Origin of the sequence: Rhizobium sp. M1 (assembly GCF_002531805.1) — a bacterium.
Taxonomy (GTDB): Bacteria; Pseudomonadota; Alphaproteobacteria; order Rhizobiales; family Rhizobiaceae; genus Rhizobium; species Rhizobium etli_C.
Window position 1 is genome coordinate 1 of record NZ_NWSW01000041.1, and the last position, 16,048, is coordinate 16,048.

Below are 16,048 nucleotides of genomic sequence, written 5' to 3' on the forward strand. Positions count from 1 at the left end.
GCATTGCCGGCATAGATCGGCCGCTTGAAGGTATCGGGGCTGACGACCTCGATGATCTCCGAGACCTGGGCGACGTCGATGAGGGCAGCGACGCGCGGCAGCACGGTCTTGCCGACCGAGGTGGCGGCCGAGACGATCGCGTCATAGCTGCCGGCGAGCGAGACGATCAGATCGGCCAGCGGTTCGGCGAGATTGTTGGCAAGCGCGTCGCTTTCGGCGAGCAGCACCTTGGTCACGCCGGAAAGCTTGGCGGCCTGATCGGCCGCCGCCTTGGCGGCCTTGCCGGCGACCAGCACATGAATATCGCCGCCGATCTGGGAGGCCGCCGTCAGCGCCTTGGCGGTCTGGTCGGAGAGGTGATTGCCGTCATGGTCGGCCAGAAGAAGAATGGTCATGATAGTTGCTCCTGTTCCAACCCGATTACAGCACGCCGGCTTCGTTCTTCAGCTTGTCGACCAGTTCGGCGACCGACTTGACCTTGACGCCGGCCTTGCGGCCGGACGGCTCCTCGGTCTTCAAGACCTTCAGCCGTGGCGTCGTATCGACGCCGAAGTCGGCCGGGCTCTTCTTGTCGAGCGGCTTCTTCTTCGCCTTCATGATGTTCGGCAGCGAGGCATAACGCGGTTCGTTCAGGCGCAAGTCGGTGGTAATCACCGCCGGCAGCTTGATCTCGATCGTCTGCAGGCCGCCATCCACCTCGCGGGTGACCTCAGCCTTGCCGTCGCCGATCTCGATCTTCGAGGCGAAGGTCGCCTGGGCCGAACCCAGCAATGCCGCCAGCATCTGGCCGGTCTGGTTGGAATCGTCGTCGATCGCCTGCTTGCCCGTGATGATCAGCCCCGGCTGCTCGGCATCGGCGACCGCTTTGAGGATCTTGGCGACAGCGAGCGGCTCGACCTGATCGTCGGTCTCGACCAGGATCGCCCGGTCAGCCCCCATGGCGAGCGCCGTGCGCAGCGTCTCCTCGGCCTTGGCCGGGCCGATCGACACCACCACCACTTCCTCCGCCTTGCCGGCTTCCTTCAGCCGCAGCGCCTCTTCCACCGAGATCTCGTCGAACGGGTTCATCGACATCTTCACATTGGCAAGCTCGACACCCGAACCATCCGGCTTCACCCGGATCTTCACGTTGTAGTCGACAACCCGTTTGACGGGCACGAGAATCTTCATGGGGGTCCTTCCTTCAAGAAAACTGGCTTCAGCGAGCTTTTAAGGAAAATGCGCGCTCACACGCCGCTTCGATTGTCGAATGGCGACATGGATACGCGTTTTTCCCCCAAATACAACGCTTGCATGACGCAGGCAGGGGATTGCTTCGGCAATATATGGACGTTTACGTGCACGTCAATATATCTGTCAACGCCGGTCACGGCCCCAGGGAAGACGCTCGATCCGTCCGTCCGTGCCGGCCGCAACGGCCGTACCGGCGCCGGTTTCGTTCCTCACGGCGCGCGGCGTCACGATTTCCCGATCGAAGAGCGGTACGCCGCGACGACGCAGCGCCAGGATTAAAACAGCGCCGGCAAGAATGCCGCCGACATGGGCGCCCCAGGAGACGTCGGCATCGGGCGCAAACGCCAGCATGAAGAACTGCTGGCCGATCCACAAAAGCAGCGGCACGAAGGCCGGCAGGGGCAAGGGTACACGGAAGAACACCAGCACCCAGACCCTGACGCGCGGATGCAGCATGACATAAGCGGCAACCACCCCGGAGATCGCCCCCGAGGCGCCGACCAGCGGCGCTTCCGGCGTCGTCGTCAGCAAGCCGTGGCAAAGCGCGCCGGCGGCCGCGCAGAGGAGGTAGAAGACCAGGAAGCGCATATGCCCCATCGCATCCTCGACATTGTCGCCGAAGACCCAGAGGAAGACCATGTTGGAGGCCAGATGCCAGAAGCCCGAATGGACGAAGGCATAGGTGAGATAGGTCAGCTGCTCCGGCACGATGTCCAATCCCTCAGCCAACTGCGCCTGCCCGAAGGCGACCGCCGGGATGTAGCCGAGGCCGACCGTCGTTGCCTGGGCAGCCTGTTCGCTCTCCAGGCTGGTAAAGAGCCAGACTGCGACATTCAGCGCGATCAGGGCCAGCGTCACCCACTGGACCTTGATATGTTTCAGCGTATTGGCGTCGTGAAGTGGTATGAACATCAAGGCCCCCCGGCAATCGTGATCGCGGCAAACCTATCTGTTTTTTCCCGGAACCCAAAGCACATCCGCACGACCCTGGTCATTTGCATGGCGGGCCGCGACGAAGAGGAAATCCGAAAGCCGGTTGATATATTTCATCGCGGCCCTTTCGACGATTTCGCCCTCCATGCGCGCCAGCGTCACCATCAGCCGCTCGGCCCGCCGCGCAATCGTGCGGGCCAGATGCAGATGCGCGGCGGCCGGGCTGCCGCCCGGCAGAATGAAGGATGTCAGCGGACGGAGGTCGGCGTTCAGTCGATCGATATCGCGCTCGATGCGCTCGACCTGCGTCTCGACGATCCGCAGCGGCTCGTAGGCCGGCGGTTCGCCGGTGTCGGGCGTGGCGAGATCGGCGCCGAGGTCGAAGAGATCGTTCTGGATCGACATCAGCATCGTGTCGAGGTCAACCAAGTCTGCCGTGTAAAGCCGCGCCAGGCCGATCGCGGAATTGGCCTCGTCGATCGTGCCATAGGCTTCGACGCGCAGATCGTCCTTCCGGCGGCGCGGGCCGGAAGCCAGGCCTGTCGTGCCGTCGTCGCCGGTCTTCGTGTAGATCTTGTTGAGTTTCACCATGCTGCACCGCCGATCGAGGGGAGGGCGGTCGCGCTCACCCGTTTTGCCTCATCAAGTCGGTTCAGCCCGGTGCCGACATTGTTGGTTGCGCTGGCGGACAGCGTCCCTGACACGGGTGTATACGCCGTGAGTGGTTTCTTCGACCCACCCCACGCTCTGTCATGCTCGGGCTTGACCCGAGCATCCACACCGCATCCATCAGCAGCTACGGGGATGGATCCTCGGGTCAAGCCCGAGGATGACGGAGGGTGGGGTTGGGCTTCTGCGCCCAAGTCCTTGGGCGCGGCAGAACGTCGGATTTTGTTATTCACCGCGCGGACGCGCGGTGGCTGGATTCCTGTGACGAGCACAGGAATGAGGGAGGTCGAGGAGGCGATAGTACCCATATTTACCCCTCTATCGTTAGGTCAGTCCTCAGGTCGGGCGGCCGCCGCCGGTGATCCAGAGCGTCAGCATGATCAGGATGACGGCGACTGCCTGCAGCAGGACGCGAAGCTGCATCAGTTTGTTGGAAAGGTTGGCGTCGCCGCCCTTCATCATGTTGAAGAGGCCGCGGATCAGCACGAGGGCGACGACGCCCATGACGATGACCGCAAGGATATAGGTGATTGTGGACATGGCATTCAGCTTTCTCAGTCAGTCCGTCCAGCGCATCAGGCGGTAGAAGAGGTCCGCCGGAAGCAGCCGCTTCAGGAACATGCCCTGTTTAGCCGGAGTCGTTACGGGATAATGTGGCCTTGGATTTTTCGAGTTCAATGCGTGTTTCAATACCGAATAGACCGCCTCGGGGCCAAGTTTATGACGATTGACCGGCCCCGAACCATCGAGCCTCGCCAACTGCCTGATATAATCGGCCGCGTGCGGCGAGTTCTCGACGTCGATGTTTTCCTTGATCTTTGCGAGCGCATTGGCAGTGAAACGGGTGGCGATCGGTCCGGGCTCGATCAGGCTCACATGGATGCCACTGCCGTGCAGCTCCATGCGCAGGGTGATGCTGAGGCCCTCGAGCGCGAATTTGGAGGCGGTGTAGGCGCCGCGATAGCGATAGGGGACGACGCCGAGAATGGACGAACATTGGACGATCCGGCCCTGCCCATGTTTGCGCATCGACGGAATGACCTGCCGCGTCAATTCGTGCCAGCCGAAGAAATTCGCTTCGAACTGGGCGCGCAGCGCTGCCGTCGAAAGATCCTCGACGGCGCCCGGCTGGCCATAAGCGCCGTTGTTGAAGAGCGCGTCGATACGGCCGCCGCTGCGTTTCGAGACGGTGTCGACCAGCTCGGAAATCGTCTCGATCCTGGCATAGTCCATCAACAAGGCTTCAATGCCGTCGGCTTCCAGACCCGGCAGATCATCCGTTTTGCGCACCGTCGCAAAGACGCGCCAGCCATCGGCTTTCAGCGCCCGGGCGCAATGCGCGCCGATGCCGGAGGAGCAACCGGTGACGACGATTGTGCGCTCTCCCGCCATGGAATGATTCCTGTACAAAATGGGACTCGTTTCCCATATTCGGCCAGAGGATACAATGTGGAAAGCCGGAGACGGAATGCGGAAGGTGCTGCGCACGATCTACGACGTGGTCTATGACGCGATCTGTCACATGGTCGAGGACGACGGATTTGCGATGGCAAGCCACGTGGCGCTGTCGAGCCTGCTTGCGGTTTTCCCGTTCCTGATCTTCGGCACGGCGCTTGCAAGCTTCCTCGGCGCCGATCAGTTTTCCTCCACCGCCATCCATCTGATCTTCGACACCTGGCCCGAAGCGATCGCCAAGCCGCTGGCCGACCAGGTGCTGCAGGTCCTGACCATTCAACGCGGCGGGCTGCTGACGATCTCGGTGCTGGCGGCCGCCTATTTCGCCTCGAACGGCGTCGAAGCGCTGCGCATTTCGCTCAATCGTGCCTACCGGGTGCAGGAAACTCGGCCGTGGTATTTCACCCGCCTGGCCAGCCTCGGCTACGTGCTGATCGCGGTCATCATCTTCGCGGCGATCAGCATCCTGCTGGTGGCGGTGCCATTGGCGCTCGATTATGCGAGGAATTGGTTTCCGCTGTTTGCCGATACGCTCGACATCGTCTTCAGCTGGCGCATTTACGGCACGCTTGTCGTGCTGACCGTCGGCCTGCTGGTCATGCATCTCTGGCTGCCGGCCGGCAAGCGGCGGGTTTTCGACGTTATTCCGGGGGTCTTGCTGACGCTGCTTCTCTGGCTCGCCGGCGCGCTGATCTTTGCCTATTATCTGGCGACCTTCGCCAATTATACGGCAACCTATGCCGGTCTCGCCTCGGTGATGATCGTGCTGATCTTTCTCTATATGGTCGGCGCCATCTTCATTATCGGCGCGGAGATCAATGCGGCGCTGATCAAGTTCCGCGTCTTCCGGATGTTCTCGCATACGCTTTCGATCGTCGGCAGAGAGCGTGTCGAACGGCGCTCAGAGCCCGACAAGGCGGCGAATGTCGGCCCCTGACATGCCCCGGGCACGCAATTCGGCGAGCCCGCTGTCACCTTCGCTTTTTGAAAGCTTGCGGCCATCGGCGTCGAGAATGAGACGATGATGGTGGTAGAGGGGCTGCGGCAGGCCGAGCAGAACCTGCAGCAGCCGGTGCACCGATGTGGCGTGGAAAAGGTCGAGCCCGCGCACGACATGGGTGACGCCCTGCACGGCATCGTCGACGACGACCGACAGATGGTAGCTCGAAGGAGCATCCGAGCGCGACAGGATGACATCTCCCCAGACGCCAGGTTCGGCGGCGATCTCGCCTGTCCTGCCGTCGCCGGTTTCCGTCCAGAACAGCAGTTCGCCGATCAGGTCGAGCGCCTTGCGCATGTCGAGCCGCCAGGCATGTTTTTTCCCGGAGGTAAGGATCTCCCGCCATTCGGTTTCCGGCCGCTCGCGATCAATCGGCGGATAATGCGGCGTGCCATCGGGATCGCGCGGCCAGGATTGGCCCGTCGCCTCATAGGCGGCGACACGCGCCTTCACTTCGCCGCGGGTCAGGAAAGCCGGATAGACCAGGCCGCGTTCGATCAGCGCATGCAGCGCCGCCTGATACTCCGGAAAATGCTCCGACTGGCGCCGCACCGGACTTTCCCAGTCGATCTCAAGCCAGTCGAGGTCCCGCAGGATGCCGGCCTCGAATTCGGGGGTGCAGCGGGCCTGGTCGATATCCTCGATGCGCAGCAGCAGGCGGCCATGCAACGCTTCGGCCATGTCGCGGTTCAAAAAGGCCGAAAGTGCATGGCCGAGATGCAGCGATCCGTTGGGACTCGGCGCAAAACGAAAGACAGGTTTTTGACGCTCGCTCGTGGTCATGCTTTCTTCTGCCACGGATTTTGGTTTTGAACCACTGGGAGGACGCGGTGCAGATCATCCGCAACGACGATGACGTCAGGCTGGGGCTCGAAGCGCTGCTTCGCCTCGATCCGCGCCTTGCACCGATCGCCGCGGATGTAGGCCCCCTTCCGCTGCGGCTGCGCGAAGCCGGTTTTGCCGGCCTTGCCCATATCATCGTATCGCAAATGGTCTCGCGCGCCAGCGCCGAGGCGATCTGGCGGCGCATGCTGCCGGGGGATGGCCTGCTGACGGCGGAAGCTTACCTGCTGTTTCACCCCGAGGCATGGCGGGAGTTCGGCCTGTCGCGCGCCAAGGCCGATACGCTGACGCGGATCGCTGAAGCGGTTGCCTCCGGCCGCCTCGATCTTTCCGGGCTCTGCCTGAAGCCGCCGGGCGAAGCGCTCGTCGAACTGACGGGGCTGAAGGGCGTCGGCCCGTGGACGGCGGAGGTCTATCTGATGTTCTGCGGCGGCCATGCCGATGTCTTTCCGGCCGGTGATGTCGCGCTGCAGAACGCCGTCGGCGCCGCGCTCGGACTTGCGGCGCGGCCGCAAGCGAAGGCGCTTGCCAAGCTTTCGCAGGTCTGGTCGCCGTGGCGCTCGGTGGCAGCCCGGCTTTTCTGGGCCTATTACGCCACGAAAATGCGTCGTGACATGGTGCCGGTCGGCTGATCGGCCACACTCTTTAAATTGCCTTTATCCTCTGAATTTATTGGACTTCACAATCCTGTAACAACCGGCCTAATATACAGGTGCAGATGCCGAATCGATCAGGAGAGTCCCTTGACGATTGCAGTCTCCCCGCAGGCCCTGCCGGCGCTCGTCCTGAACGCTGACTACCGGCCGCTGAGTTATTACCCCTTGTCGCTTTGGTCCTGGCAGGACGCGATCAAGGCGGTATTTCTCGACCGTGTGAATATTATCGCAGAGTATGAGCATTCGGTTTCCTCGCCGAGCTTTTCGATGCGGCTTCCGAGTGTCGTGTGCCTGAAGACTTACGTTCAGCCATCCCGCAATCCTGCTTTCACCCGGTTCAATGTCTTCCTGCGCGATCGGTTCGAGTGCCAGTATTGCGGCTCGCATGACGACCTGACTTTCGACCACGTCATCCCGCGCGCCCATGGCGGCGAGACGACCTGGGAGAACGTCGTGGCGGCTTGCTCGCCCTGCAATCTGCGCAAGGGCAGCAAGCTTCCGAAGCAGGCAGGCATGTTCCCGGCGCAGAAACCCTATCAGCCGACGGTGCAGGATCTGCACAATAACGGCCGGCTGTTTCCGCCGAATTACCTGCATGACAGCTGGCTCGACTATCTCTACTGGGATACCGAACTGCAGCCCTGATCGCACCCGTTTACAGCGCGCCGCATCGATTGCGTTCCACAAGCCGCGGTTTGGCTCTTTGCTTCCATGTCGTTATCAGCGGCGCGTCGCGCATGGTCGCGGCGACATGCGTCAAGCGGCTTTGCGAACGCCGACGAAGGCGAAGGCCGCAAGCAGGATCCCGGCAATCACGTTCCAACCGGCAAAAGACAGGCCGAGCACCCTCAGCGCCGCATCGGTGCAGGATGGGCCCTTGATCGTATTGAGTTCGCCGAGCAGATCGCCGGCATTGGTCGTCATGCTGCTTGCCGTGGTCGAGCAGGTGGTCGGGCCCGGCCAGAAGTGCCATTCGACGCCGGCGTGATAGACGCCCATGCCTGCGGTGACCAGCATCAGCATGCCGGCTGCGAGAATCATTGCGCGGGAAATCCAGTTCGGCAGACCCGCGAGCTCGCAGATCGCAGCGAGAATGGCGATCGGAATCGCGTAGTAATAGGGCTGGCGCTGCAGCAGGCACAATGCGCAGGGAATATAGCCGCCGATATACTGGAAGCCGAGGGCGGCGCCGACCGCCGCCGCCATGCCGATAGCGAGCAATATGGAATAGATGAAGCCGGGACGGGCGAGCGGCGAGGCGGTGGCAGTCATGGCGGAGCTCCGCGAAAGTTTGGTCTAGTGAGCGAAAGAGCGGTAGCCGAAATATAGCACGATTGCCGCAGCGGCACCGATGCCAACGAGCTGGCCGAGGCGCTTCTCGATGAAGTCACGGATCGGCTCGCCGTAGCGGCGCAGCAGCCAGGCGAGGAAGAGGAAACGGGCGCCGCGGGCAATAATCGCCGAAACGATGAAAAGGCCCAGATTGACGTGAATGACGCCGGACAGGATGGTGACGATCTTGATCGGCGGCAGATGCGCAAGGCCCGACGTGACGAGCAGCAGCAGGATCCACTCGTAGGTGACATAGGCCTTCATTTGCTCGAAGGCATCGAGTTTGCCGTAGAATTCGAGAACTGGCCGCGCCACCGTCTCATAGGCGTAAAAGCCGAGCGCCCAGCCGGCGATGCCGCCGAGCACGGAGGCGACGGTCGCAACCAGCGCGTAGCGATAGGAGCGTTCCGGTTTGGCGAGCGCCATCGGCAGGAAAAGCACATCGGCGGGGACGAGAAAGACGGAGCTTTCGACGAAGGCGATGACGGCGAGCCAGACTTCGGCCGATTTGCGCGCGGCCAGAGACATGGTCCAGTCGTAAAGTCTGCGGAGCATTCCGTTCCCTTCCTGTTGCGGTGCAAAAGAGCTTTAGGGGCCGTGCGCGGCCCTGTAAATGCTTGGCCGTGTCCTTCGTGCCACCCGCCGTCTAAAAATTTCGTGATTCGGGCATCGATGCCTCTCCCAAGATTTCATGGGATGGCGAATCGGCCATTGTGAGGCAGGCTGGTTTGAGGGCGACGTGCAGGGTGGCATGAGATGTTCAAAGTGATCGAAGGCGGCCGCGCTCAGGCCGTGCAGATGGATGACGGGCTCGGAGCGGGACGGGGACCGAACAGGGACGATGTGCTTGGGGAAGCGGCCCGGAGGCTGAACGAAAGCGGTTATCATCTGTCCCGCGTTCGGGAATTCGCGACCGGCGTGCCGATGCTGGCGTCTCTGAAATACCTGTCGCTGCAGATCGATTTCGCAGCCGAGACGCTGTCGCGGCTCGATCCGATCCCGGAGGATTTCCGTTCCGACGGCTATTGGCCGGCAGGCTGACAGCATCGCACAACGGGTTTGCAGATGGTTCTGGCGCCTGAACTCCGGGTGTCCTCGCGTCAGGACAGATCCATCGACTTTTCCCATTGCTGACGCAGCACGTTCATTTCCGTGCGCTTCTGGGCCATTTCGCTGACGATCGCCCGCAGGTTGGGGTGGTGCGACATGAACATGTTGAAGTCGCGCCGCTCGAGAACTTCGAACTGGCAGAAGTCGACGGCGATGACATCGGCCGTGCGCCGTCCGCCGCTCAACAGCGCCATCTCGCCGAAGAAGGCGCCCGGTTCAAGGCGGATCGCGCCGCTGGCGAGCCGTACTTCCACGGCACCTGAGGAGATGAAATACATGCTGTCGCCGCGGTCGCCGCGGCGGATGACGCGTTCGCCGGGCGGGGCCGACTTCGCCCTGAAGAGCAGCAGCAACTCCTCCTGCGCGTCCTCGCCGACCTGGGAAAACAGCGGGAAGGTTTCGATCAGCTGCTGCATCTTCAACTGGTGCTGACGTTCGCGCTCCTCGCCGAGCGCCCTGATCTTTTCCAGTTCCTTGCCGAGTGTCTTCTGCCTCTTCCTGCCGTAGCTTTCGAAGAGCGGCGGCCATTTCGAATGGATATATTTTTTCAGGCCTTCGCTGGCAAAGATCACGATCGGATTGAGGGTGATCGACAGGATCGCGGCGGCAAGGATCAAATCCTGGCCCTCATGCGGCAGCAGCCCAAGCGAGACGCCGAGGCCGGCAAGAATGAAGGAAAATTCGCCGATCTGGGCAAGGCCGCCGGCCAGGGTCAGCCCCATGCCGATCGGATAGCGCAGCAGCATGACGATCACGAAGGTGATGATGGCCTTGCCGAGGATGACGAGCGCCAAGGCACCGATCACGGCAAGCGGCTGGCGCACCAGGATCGAGGGATCGAAGAGCATGCCGACGGAGACGAAGAACAGCACGGAGAAGGCATTCTGCAACGGCAGCGAATCGGCGGCCGCTCTGTGGCTGAGCTGGGATTCGCTCATGACGACGCCGGCGAAGAAGGCGCCGAGCGCAAAAGAGACGCCGAAGATCGCCGCCGAGCCGAAGGCAATGCCGAGCGCGATTGCCAGCACGGTCAGCGTGAAGAGTTCGCGTGAGCCGGTGCGGGCGATCATCGTCAGCAGCCAGGGCACGATACGAGGGCCGAGGAAGATCGCCATGGCGGTGAAGGCCGCCACCTTGAACAGGGTCAGCCCGATCGTCAGCGCCAGCGGCAGTTCGCCGAGGCCGTGATTGGTCGTATCGACCGCGTGGCCGCCGAGAAGCTCGGCCAGCGCCGGCAGCATCACCAGCGCCAGCACCATCACCAGATCCTCGACGATCAGCCAGCCGACGGCGACGCGGCCGCTTGCCGCGTTGACGAGATTGCGCTCCTCCAGCGCCTTCAGAAGCACGACGGTGCTGGCGACCGACAGGCTGAGGCCGAAGACGATGCCGGCGCCAAGGCTCCAGCCCCAGAGCTTGCAAAGGCCGATGCCTAGCAGGGTGGCGAGGAAAATCCGCCCGATCGCACCCGGCACGGCGATACCGCGCACAGCGAGCAGATCGGAGGCGGAAAAATGCAGGCCGACGCCGAACATCAGCAGGATGACGCCCATCTCGGCAAGCTGGCCGGCAAGCGCGGTGTCGGCGACGAAGCCGGGCGTGAACGGCCCCATCAGGATGCCGGCCATCAGATAGCCGACGAGCGGCGGCAGCCGGAGCCGGTCGGCGCCATAACCGAGGACCGCCGCGAAAACAAAACTGACGGCGACCGTCGCGATGAGTCCTACTTCCTGATGCACGTCCGCCCTCGCCGATGGTAACGGCCGCCACCTTGGACGAAGCGCAAGCAAAGTTAAATAGTTGATTTGCGTTTTAGGAGCCTCGTTCGCGACCCCGGCCAGTCGGAAACAGATGTCGTCGGCAAAGGCCCGCCACGGCCGGCGCGCCGCCGATATTGGAACCGGTTTTAGCTTGCGTCTTTGGCCTTCGTCACGAGAAGGGGAAACGAGATGCGGAAGATCATCCTGAACTGTACTGTGGCGGTGCTGTTGCTGATGAAAATCTCAGAGAAGGGCGAGGCCCGGTTCCTGCGTAAGCGGGGTTTTCACCTTTCGTGGCCCTGATGTCGCAATGTAGTGGTGGAAAACCTCCGTGGATGTTATGAGCACGCCTTCGGTCGAAGCGCATTCCCGGCGCAAGACCCGCACAGGATTTTCAGTATGATTGAGCTTACCCCGTCCCAGATCGCAGGACTCAAACTCGCCAGGGATGGAGACCTTTATCCTCAGCCGGCCAATAAATGGACGCATCAGAATGCGACCGTAACCTATGCAAAATCCGACCGGTGGAAAGAGCGGCCTCAGAAAGTGAAATCGGTCACGGCTAAGACGCTGGGTGAGTTGAAAGAGCCGGGTTTTCTCGTGCGGCGGCATCTGGACGACGACGCATCAAAGGACGTCTACGGCATCACCATGGCCGGCAAGATGTGGCTGTTGAAGAACAAATAGTTTCAGTTGGATGCGGATTGTTCCGTTGGAATCGAGGCGCTGCGCGTTGAAACCAGTCCGCCTTCGTTCCTGACGGAACTACGGCTCGCCGAGCTGAAGCTCACGGAGCGGAGACTGGTGCCCCATGCCGGGGTCGAACCAGCACTTCTTTCGAAACTCGATTTTGAGTCGAGCGCGTCTACCAATTCCGCCAATGGGGCAACGGATACCGACGAGGCGGGTGTCTAACATGTGTGCGCCTGCGCATGCAAGACGGACGAACGAAGTTATCGCGGCAATCCGGTGGAGAGACCCGGCCTTGTTTCGAGGCCGGGTCCTCTCCGAGATCAGTGGGCCGCAGCAGGGGCGGCGCTCGGCAGGCCTGACTTCTTCAGCGTGATCGCCAGGATCGAGGCCAGCAGGCAGAAGGCGCCGGCGACGAAGAAGGCGGGCAGATAGCTCGACAGTTCCGTGCGCGAGAGGCCGGCGCCATAGGCGGCGGTGGCGGCGCCCAGCTGATGGCCGGCAAAGACCCAGCCGAAGACGAGGCCGGCCTTTTCACGGCCGAAGCGGTCGGCGGCGATCTTGACGGTCGGCGGCACGGTGGCGATCCAGTCGAGGCCATAGAAGATGGCAAAGATCGAAAGGCCGTAGAAGCTGAAATCGCTGAAGGGCAGATAGAGCAGCGACAGGCCGCGCAGGCCGTAGTACCAGAACAGCAGCCAGCGATTGTCGAACCGGTCGGACAGCCAGCCGGAGCCGATGGTGCCGAAGAAATCGAAGATGCCCATGACGGCAAGCACGCTTGCCGCGGCCACCGGCACGATGCCGAAATCGCCGCAGAGGGTGACGAAATGGGTCTGGATCAGGCCGTTGGTGCTGAGACCGCAGATGAAGAAGGTGGCAAACAGGATCCAGAAGGTCGAGGTCGTCGAAATCTCGCGCAGCGTGGTGATCGGCGTCATCAGGGCAGCGCCGAGCGTCGGCCTGGCCGGTGCCGGCGTCACATGCGCCTCGCCCAAAGAGGGCAAATTGACGTCAGCCGGCCGGTCGCGCATGAAGGCGAGAACGACAAGGGCCGCGACCATGATCATGGCGCAGACGAAAAACACCGTCGAGCGCCAGCCGTAACGCTCCGTCAGTTCCGCCATCAGCGGCAGGAAAACGAGCTGGCCGGTGGCAGAACTCGCCGAAAGCATGCCGACGACGAGGCCGCGATGCTTGGTGAACCAGCGCGTCGACACGGTCGCGGCGAGCACCATGGCCGTCAATCCGGTGCCGAAGCCGACGACGATGCCCCAGAGCAGCAGGAGCTGCCACAACGTCGTCATGAACAGCGAGCCGACGAAGCCTATGCCGATCAGCGTCAATGCAAAGACGATGACCTTGCGCACACCGAAATAATTCATGAAGGCGGCGGCAAACGGCCCCATGAAGCCGAACAGGATCAGGCGGATCGCAAGTGCGGAGGAAATCTGCGAGGTTTCCCAGCCGAATTCGTCCTGCAGCGGCTTGATCAGCACGCCGGGGGCACCCATGGCGCCCGCCGTCACCAGCATGGTGAGGAAGGTGGCGGCAACGACGACCCAACCGTAATGAATGTTGCGCCGGGCAAGGGTGGAGGCAAGGGCTGTGGAAACCATGAGCACGATTCCGTTCGGATTCAGATTGGGGAAGACACTGGACCGATTTACATGATGGTCATCATATTTCTTGCGTATTGATGATGGACATCATATATTTTGTCAAGCCGCTATTTCTGGAGACGACGATGCGGGTCAGCCGCGAGAAATTTGCCGAAAACCGCGAGAAGATTCTGAGCGTTGCCGGTGTGCTCTTCCGGGAAAACGGTTTCGACGGCGTCGGTGTTGCCGACATCATGAAGGCGGCGGGACTGACGCATGGCGGCTTTTACGGTCACTTCAGCTCCAAGGATGAGCTGGCGCTGGAAGTCAGCCGCAAGCTGATCGATCGGGTGGAAGAGCGCTGGAAGGAACATATCGCCAGCTCGCCGGACCGGCCGCTCGAAACGCTTCTCGACCATTATATTCACTGGCGCACGGTTGATGATCCCGGTGGCAGCTGCGTCTTCGCAACGCTGATCCAGGAGGTGAGCCGCAGCCGCGGCGCGGTTCGTGCCGTTTTCAGCGACGGCCTGTCCGTGCTGGTCGACACGCTTGCCGATATTGTTCCCGGCGAGAGCGAAGAGGAACGCCGCGCCAATGCCGCAACGACGCTGTCATCGATGATGGGCGCCGTCATCCTTGCCCGCGCGGTCGAGGACCGCGGGCTTGCCGAGCAGTTTCTGGTGACGATGCGCCGGCAGCTCGATCCTGCCAACCGGACATAGTCTCAGTCGCGGGAGGCGATGAGGGCGTTGGCCTCGATGATCTCGGTGAATGTTCCGTCCGGCGAGAGAGCGGCGAGCTCGCTTCGTAAAGCCTGTTCGAATTCGGCCGTGCTCTCGCCGAGCGCCTGCGGCGAGGTGACCGACATGGAGAAGGCACGGCCGATGATCTCGTCAGCGTCGAGCAGCCGCTCGGTGACGATGCCGATGCGTTCGAGATTGCGGAAGGCGGAGCGCAGCAGAAATTCCTCGTGCTTTATCCAGTCCGGCCCGCGGCGAAGCTGTCGTTCTGTTCTGATCGGTTCCGGCGAAAAGCGTTCGGAGACCTTCTCCAAAACGTCGCGCCAGCCGGGTGAGGCGGAGATGTGGCGATCGCCGAAAAGGATGACAGCGCCCTCCGGCTCAGTCAGCCTGTCCAGCGTCGCAAGCGTTGCGGCGCGGTCCATCCAGTGGAACGAGCGGCCCATGGTCGTGATCTTCAACGGTCCGAAGGCGGGGCCGAGATCGTAGGAGGAGCCGAGGACGAATTCGGCGTGAATACCGGCTGCCGCCGCGCTCTCGCGGGCCGCGTCCAGCATTTCCGGCTCCGGATCGAGACCCGTGACGTCGGCACCGGCAAGGCGGGCAAAGGCGATGCCGATCTGGCCCGGTCCGCAGCCGAGATCGAGCAGGCGGTCGCCTGGCCGAAGGTTAGTTCTGGCGGTCACGCGTTCGATCAGCGCGTCGGGATAGGGAATGCGGAAACGGCTGTAATAGGCGGCGGTGGTGCGGAAGCGGCGGGGCTCGAAAGGAACGGTGGTCATGACGGACGATTCCTCGATATTTCAGGCAAGCGCTAGGACGGAACTGTGACCGGCCTGTGTCGTATCCCGATCCTCTCCCGCGGTCGGGAGAGGATCTGCCTTTATGAGGGCGCTGAGAAGAGGCGGCTATTTGAAGCCGACTACGGCATGCGGAATATAGGGTGCTTCCAATACGGCGATTTCCTCGGCAGTGAGCTTGACCGTGAGCGAAGCGACGGCGTCCGTCAGGTGGTTCGGTTTGGACGCGCCGATGATCGGTGCGGTCACGACGCTCTTCTGCAGGATCCAGGCGGTGGCGACCTGGGCGCGGGAAATGCCGCGGGCGCTGGCGATCTCGGCCACCGCCTCGACGATCCTGCGGTCGGCATCGATCGACTGCGTGTAGAGCGTCTTGCCGAATTCGTCGGTCTCGCTGCGCGCCGTCGTCTCGTCCCAGTCACGGGTCAGGCGGCCGCGGGCGAGCGGGCTCCAGGGGATGACGGCGATCTTCTGGTCTTCGCAGAGCGGCAGCATTTCGCGCTCCTCCTCGCGGTAGAGCAGGTTCAGATGGTTCTGCATGCTGACGAATTCCGTCCAGCCGTTCAGCCGGGAGACGTAAAGCGCCTTGGCGAATTGCCAGGCATACATCGACGAGGCGCCGATATAACGCGCCTTGCCCGCTTTGACGACGTCATGCAGCGCTTCCAGCGTTTCCTCGACCGGCGTCGTGTAGTCGAAACGGTGGATCTGGTAGAGGTCGACATAGTCGGTGCCGAGACGGCGAAGACTATTGTCGATCTCGTCGAGGATCGCCTTGCGTGACAGGCCGGCGCCATTCGGACCCGGCCGCATGCGGTTGAACACCTTGGTCGCCAGCACGATATCCTCGCGCTTGGCGAAGTCCTTGATGGCGCGCCCGACGATCTCCTCCGAGGAACCGTTCGAATAGGTGTTGGCGGTGTCGAGAAAATTGATGCCGAGGTCGATCGCCTGCCTGATCATCGTCCGGCTTTCCTCTTCGCGCAGGCTCCAGGCATGATTGCCGCGGCCCGGATCGCCGAAGGTCATGCAGCCCAGGCAGATTTTCGACACTTCGAGACCGGTCTTTCCAAATTTGACGTATTCCATGAAACGACTCCGTGAATTGAGACACCCCGTGCGGCGTTTCATGATCTAGTGCGAAACCGTCAAAGTCGCAGGGAGGCGCAGGCGGAATCGGTGCGGCGATGCGTACAATGATGCGTGATGGGGCCGCCGGTTCC

The 16,048-nt window shown here is 62.2% G+C and carries 18 protein-coding genes, 1 tRNA gene and 1 pseudogene; 6 read left to right on the forward strand and 14 right to left on the reverse strand.

Annotated features, from left to right (window positions below; all coding sequences use genetic code 11):
• The 6 genes and pseudogenes from CO655_RS28680 to CO655_RS28710 all read right to left on the reverse strand — a co-directional run.
• Nucleotides 1-395, reverse strand: a pseudogene (locus CO655_RS28680) (electron transfer flavoprotein subunit alpha/FixB family protein); the annotation flags it as partial.
• A gap of 25 nt (nucleotides 396-420) precedes the next feature.
• Nucleotides 421-1,170 carry an electron transfer flavoprotein subunit beta/FixA family protein gene (locus CO655_RS28685; RefSeq protein WP_097667592.1) on the reverse strand — a complete coding sequence of 250 codons (750 nt, stop codon included), beginning with the start codon at nucleotides 1,168-1,170 and terminating at the stop codon, nucleotides 421-423.
• Between the two features lie 186 nt (nucleotides 1,171-1,356).
• The gene (locus CO655_RS28690; RefSeq protein ID WP_097608938.1) at nucleotides 1,357-2,145 is read right to left on the reverse strand and encodes a rhomboid family intramembrane serine protease; all 789 of its coding nucleotides are present in this window, start codon (nucleotides 2,143-2,145) and stop codon (nucleotides 1,357-1,359) included.
• Nucleotides 2,146-2,178: 33 nt separating this feature from the next.
• Nucleotides 2,179-2,757, reverse strand: a complete 579-nt coding sequence (locus CO655_RS28695; protein WP_097608939.1) for a cob(I)yrinic acid a,c-diamide adenosyltransferase — start codon at nucleotides 2,755-2,757, stop codon at nucleotides 2,179-2,181.
• Nucleotides 2,758-3,171: 414 nt separating this feature from the next.
• On the reverse strand, nucleotides 3,172-3,375 hold the full coding sequence (locus CO655_RS28705) for a twin transmembrane helix small protein (protein WP_064686421.1): 204 nt from the start codon (nucleotides 3,373-3,375) through the stop codon (nucleotides 3,172-3,174).
• Nucleotides 3,376-3,393: 18 nt separating this feature from the next.
• On the reverse strand, nucleotides 3,394-4,227 hold the full coding sequence (locus CO655_RS28710; protein WP_097608941.1) for an SDR family oxidoreductase: 834 nt from the start codon (nucleotides 4,225-4,227) through the stop codon (nucleotides 3,394-3,396).
• A 76-nt stretch (nucleotides 4,228-4,303) separates the two neighbouring features.
• Here CO655_RS28710 and CO655_RS28715 point away from each other — a divergent pair, with 76 nt between their 5' ends.
• Complete coding sequence (locus CO655_RS28715; protein WP_097608942.1) at nucleotides 4,304-5,227, forward strand: YihY/virulence factor BrkB family protein; 924 nt, start codon at nucleotides 4,304-4,306, stop codon at nucleotides 5,225-5,227.
• Here the strand turns inward: CO655_RS28715 and gluQRS are convergent.
• On the reverse strand, nucleotides 5,192-6,073 hold the full coding sequence (gene gluQRS, locus CO655_RS28720; RefSeq protein ID WP_097608943.1) for a tRNA glutamyl-Q(34) synthetase GluQRS: 882 nt from the start codon (nucleotides 6,071-6,073) through the stop codon (nucleotides 5,192-5,194). The two genes, CO655_RS28715 and gluQRS, sit on opposite strands and share 36 nt — an antisense overlap.
• Before the next feature lie 47 nt (nucleotides 6,074-6,120).
• On the opposite strand from gluQRS, the gene CO655_RS28725 reads away from it, so the two are divergent.
• Both CO655_RS28725 and CO655_RS28730 read left to right on the forward strand, forming a co-directional pair.
• Nucleotides 6,121-6,765 (forward strand): DNA-3-methyladenine glycosylase, encoded by a 645-nt coding sequence (locus tag CO655_RS28725; RefSeq protein WP_097608944.1) that lies wholly within the window; start codon nucleotides 6,121-6,123, stop codon nucleotides 6,763-6,765.
• A 111-nt stretch (nucleotides 6,766-6,876) separates the two neighbouring features.
• Nucleotides 6,877-7,434: an HNH endonuclease gene (locus CO655_RS28730; RefSeq protein ID WP_010031546.1), complete on the forward strand. Its 558-nt coding sequence runs from the start codon at nucleotides 6,877-6,879 to the stop codon at nucleotides 7,432-7,434.
• A gap of 111 nt (nucleotides 7,435-7,545) precedes the next feature.
• Here CO655_RS28730 and CO655_RS28735 read toward each other — a convergent pair whose 3' ends face one another.
• Together CO655_RS28735 and CO655_RS28740 are read right to left on the reverse strand one after the other, a co-directional pair.
• Nucleotides 7,546-8,061 (reverse strand): disulfide bond formation protein B, encoded by a 516-nt coding sequence (locus tag CO655_RS28735; protein ID WP_097608945.1) that lies wholly within the window; start codon nucleotides 8,059-8,061, stop codon nucleotides 7,546-7,548.
• Nucleotides 8,062-8,085: 24 nt separating this feature from the next.
• Entirely contained in the window at nucleotides 8,086-8,676 is a 591-nt protein-coding gene (locus CO655_RS28740; RefSeq protein ID WP_064686427.1) for a YqaA family protein, read from the reverse strand.
• A gap of 201 nt (nucleotides 8,677-8,877) precedes the next feature.
• Between CO655_RS28740 and CO655_RS28745 the strand changes: the two genes are divergently transcribed.
• The gene (locus CO655_RS28745) at nucleotides 8,878-9,162 is read left to right on the forward strand and encodes a hypothetical protein (RefSeq protein WP_010029423.1); all 285 of its coding nucleotides are present in this window, start codon (nucleotides 8,878-8,880) and stop codon (nucleotides 9,160-9,162) included.
• Between the two features lie 59 nt (nucleotides 9,163-9,221).
• Here the strand turns inward: CO655_RS28745 and CO655_RS28750 are convergent, their stop codons facing one another.
• Nucleotides 9,222-10,970 carry a cation:proton antiporter gene (locus tag CO655_RS28750; protein ID WP_097608946.1) on the reverse strand — a complete coding sequence of 583 codons (1,749 nt, stop codon included), beginning with the start codon at nucleotides 10,968-10,970 and terminating at the stop codon, nucleotides 9,222-9,224.
• 420 nt (nucleotides 10,971-11,390) lie between these two features.
• On the opposite strand from CO655_RS28750, the gene CO655_RS28755 reads away from it, so the two are divergent.
• A complete protein-coding gene (locus CO655_RS28755; RefSeq protein ID WP_097608965.1) occupies nucleotides 11,391-11,678 on the forward strand; it encodes a hypothetical protein in 288 nt (95 codons plus the stop codon).
• Between the two features lie 115 nt (nucleotides 11,679-11,793).
• On the opposite strand, the gene CO655_RS28760 is transcribed toward CO655_RS28755, so the two are convergent.
• A tRNA-Leu gene (locus CO655_RS28760) sits at nucleotides 11,794-11,878 on the reverse strand.
• 126 nt (nucleotides 11,879-12,004) lie between these two features.
• The gene (locus CO655_RS28765; RefSeq protein WP_097608947.1) at nucleotides 12,005-13,300 is read right to left on the reverse strand and encodes an MFS transporter; all 1,296 of its coding nucleotides are present in this window, start codon (nucleotides 13,298-13,300) and stop codon (nucleotides 12,005-12,007) included.
• Nucleotides 13,301-13,428: 128 nt separating this feature from the next.
• On the opposite strand from CO655_RS28765, the gene CO655_RS28770 reads away from it, so the two are divergent.
• A complete protein-coding gene (locus CO655_RS28770) occupies nucleotides 13,429-14,007 on the forward strand; it encodes a TetR/AcrR family transcriptional regulator (protein ID WP_010032760.1) in 579 nt (192 codons plus the stop codon).
• 2 nt (nucleotides 14,008-14,009) lie between these two features.
• Here CO655_RS28770 and CO655_RS28775 read toward each other — a convergent pair whose 3' ends face one another.
• Nucleotides 14,010-14,807 (reverse strand): methyltransferase domain-containing protein, encoded by a 798-nt coding sequence (locus CO655_RS28775; RefSeq protein ID WP_097608948.1) that lies wholly within the window; start codon nucleotides 14,805-14,807, stop codon nucleotides 14,010-14,012.
• A gap of 126 nt (nucleotides 14,808-14,933) precedes the next feature.
• Nucleotides 14,934-15,914: an aldo/keto reductase gene (locus CO655_RS28780; protein WP_010032758.1), complete on the reverse strand. Its 981-nt coding sequence runs from the start codon at nucleotides 15,912-15,914 to the stop codon at nucleotides 14,934-14,936.
• Nucleotides 15,915-16,048: the final 134 nt, after the last annotated feature.

Excerpts from the sequence above, each read along its gene's own strand:
- CO655_RS28755 (WP_097608965.1), top strand. The coding sequence starts at position 11,391 with ATGATTGAGCTTACCCCGTCCCAGATCGCAGGACTCAAACTCGCCAGG.
- CO655_RS28705 (WP_064686421.1), bottom strand. The coding sequence starts at position 3,375 with ATGTCCACAATCACCTATATCCTTGCGGTCATCGTCATGGGCGTCGTC.
- CO655_RS28695 (WP_097608939.1), bottom strand. The coding sequence starts at position 2,757 with ATGGTGAAACTCAACAAGATCTACACGAAGACCGGCGACGACGGCACG.
- CO655_RS28780 (WP_010032758.1), bottom strand. The coding sequence starts at position 15,914 with ATGGAATACGTCAAATTTGGAAAGACCGGTCTCGAAGTGTCGAAAATC.
- CO655_RS28740 (WP_064686427.1), bottom strand. The coding sequence starts at position 8,676 with ATGCTCCGCAGACTTTACGACTGGACCATGTCTCTGGCCGCGCGCAAA.
- CO655_RS28770 (WP_010032760.1), top strand. The coding sequence starts at position 13,429 with ATGCGGGTCAGCCGCGAGAAATTTGCCGAAAACCGCGAGAAGATTCTG.
- CO655_RS28710 (WP_097608941.1), bottom strand. The coding sequence starts at position 4,227 with ATGGCGGGAGAGCGCACAATCGTCGTCACCGGTTGCTCCTCCGGCATC.
- CO655_RS28685 (WP_097667592.1), bottom strand. The coding sequence starts at position 1,170 with ATGAAGATTCTCGTGCCCGTCAAACGGGTTGTCGACTACAACGTGAAG.
- CO655_RS28775 (WP_097608948.1), bottom strand. The coding sequence starts at position 14,807 with ATGACCACCGTTCCTTTCGAGCCCCGCCGCTTCCGCACCACCGCCGCC.
- CO655_RS28735 (WP_097608945.1), bottom strand. The coding sequence starts at position 8,061 with ATGACTGCCACCGCCTCGCCGCTCGCCCGTCCCGGCTTCATCTATTCC.
- CO655_RS28690 (WP_097608938.1), bottom strand. The coding sequence starts at position 2,145 with ATGTTCATACCACTTCACGACGCCAATACGCTGAAACATATCAAGGTC.
- CO655_RS28745 (WP_010029423.1), top strand. The coding sequence starts at position 8,878 with ATGTTCAAAGTGATCGAAGGCGGCCGCGCTCAGGCCGTGCAGATGGAT.
- CO655_RS28765 (WP_097608947.1), bottom strand. The coding sequence starts at position 13,300 with ATGGTTTCCACAGCCCTTGCCTCCACCCTTGCCCGGCGCAACATTCAT.
- gluQRS (WP_097608943.1), bottom strand. The coding sequence starts at position 6,073 with ATGACCACGAGCGAGCGTCAAAAACCTGTCTTTCGTTTTGCGCCGAGT.
- CO655_RS28715 (WP_097608942.1), top strand. The coding sequence starts at position 4,304 with ATGCGGAAGGTGCTGCGCACGATCTACGACGTGGTCTATGACGCGATC.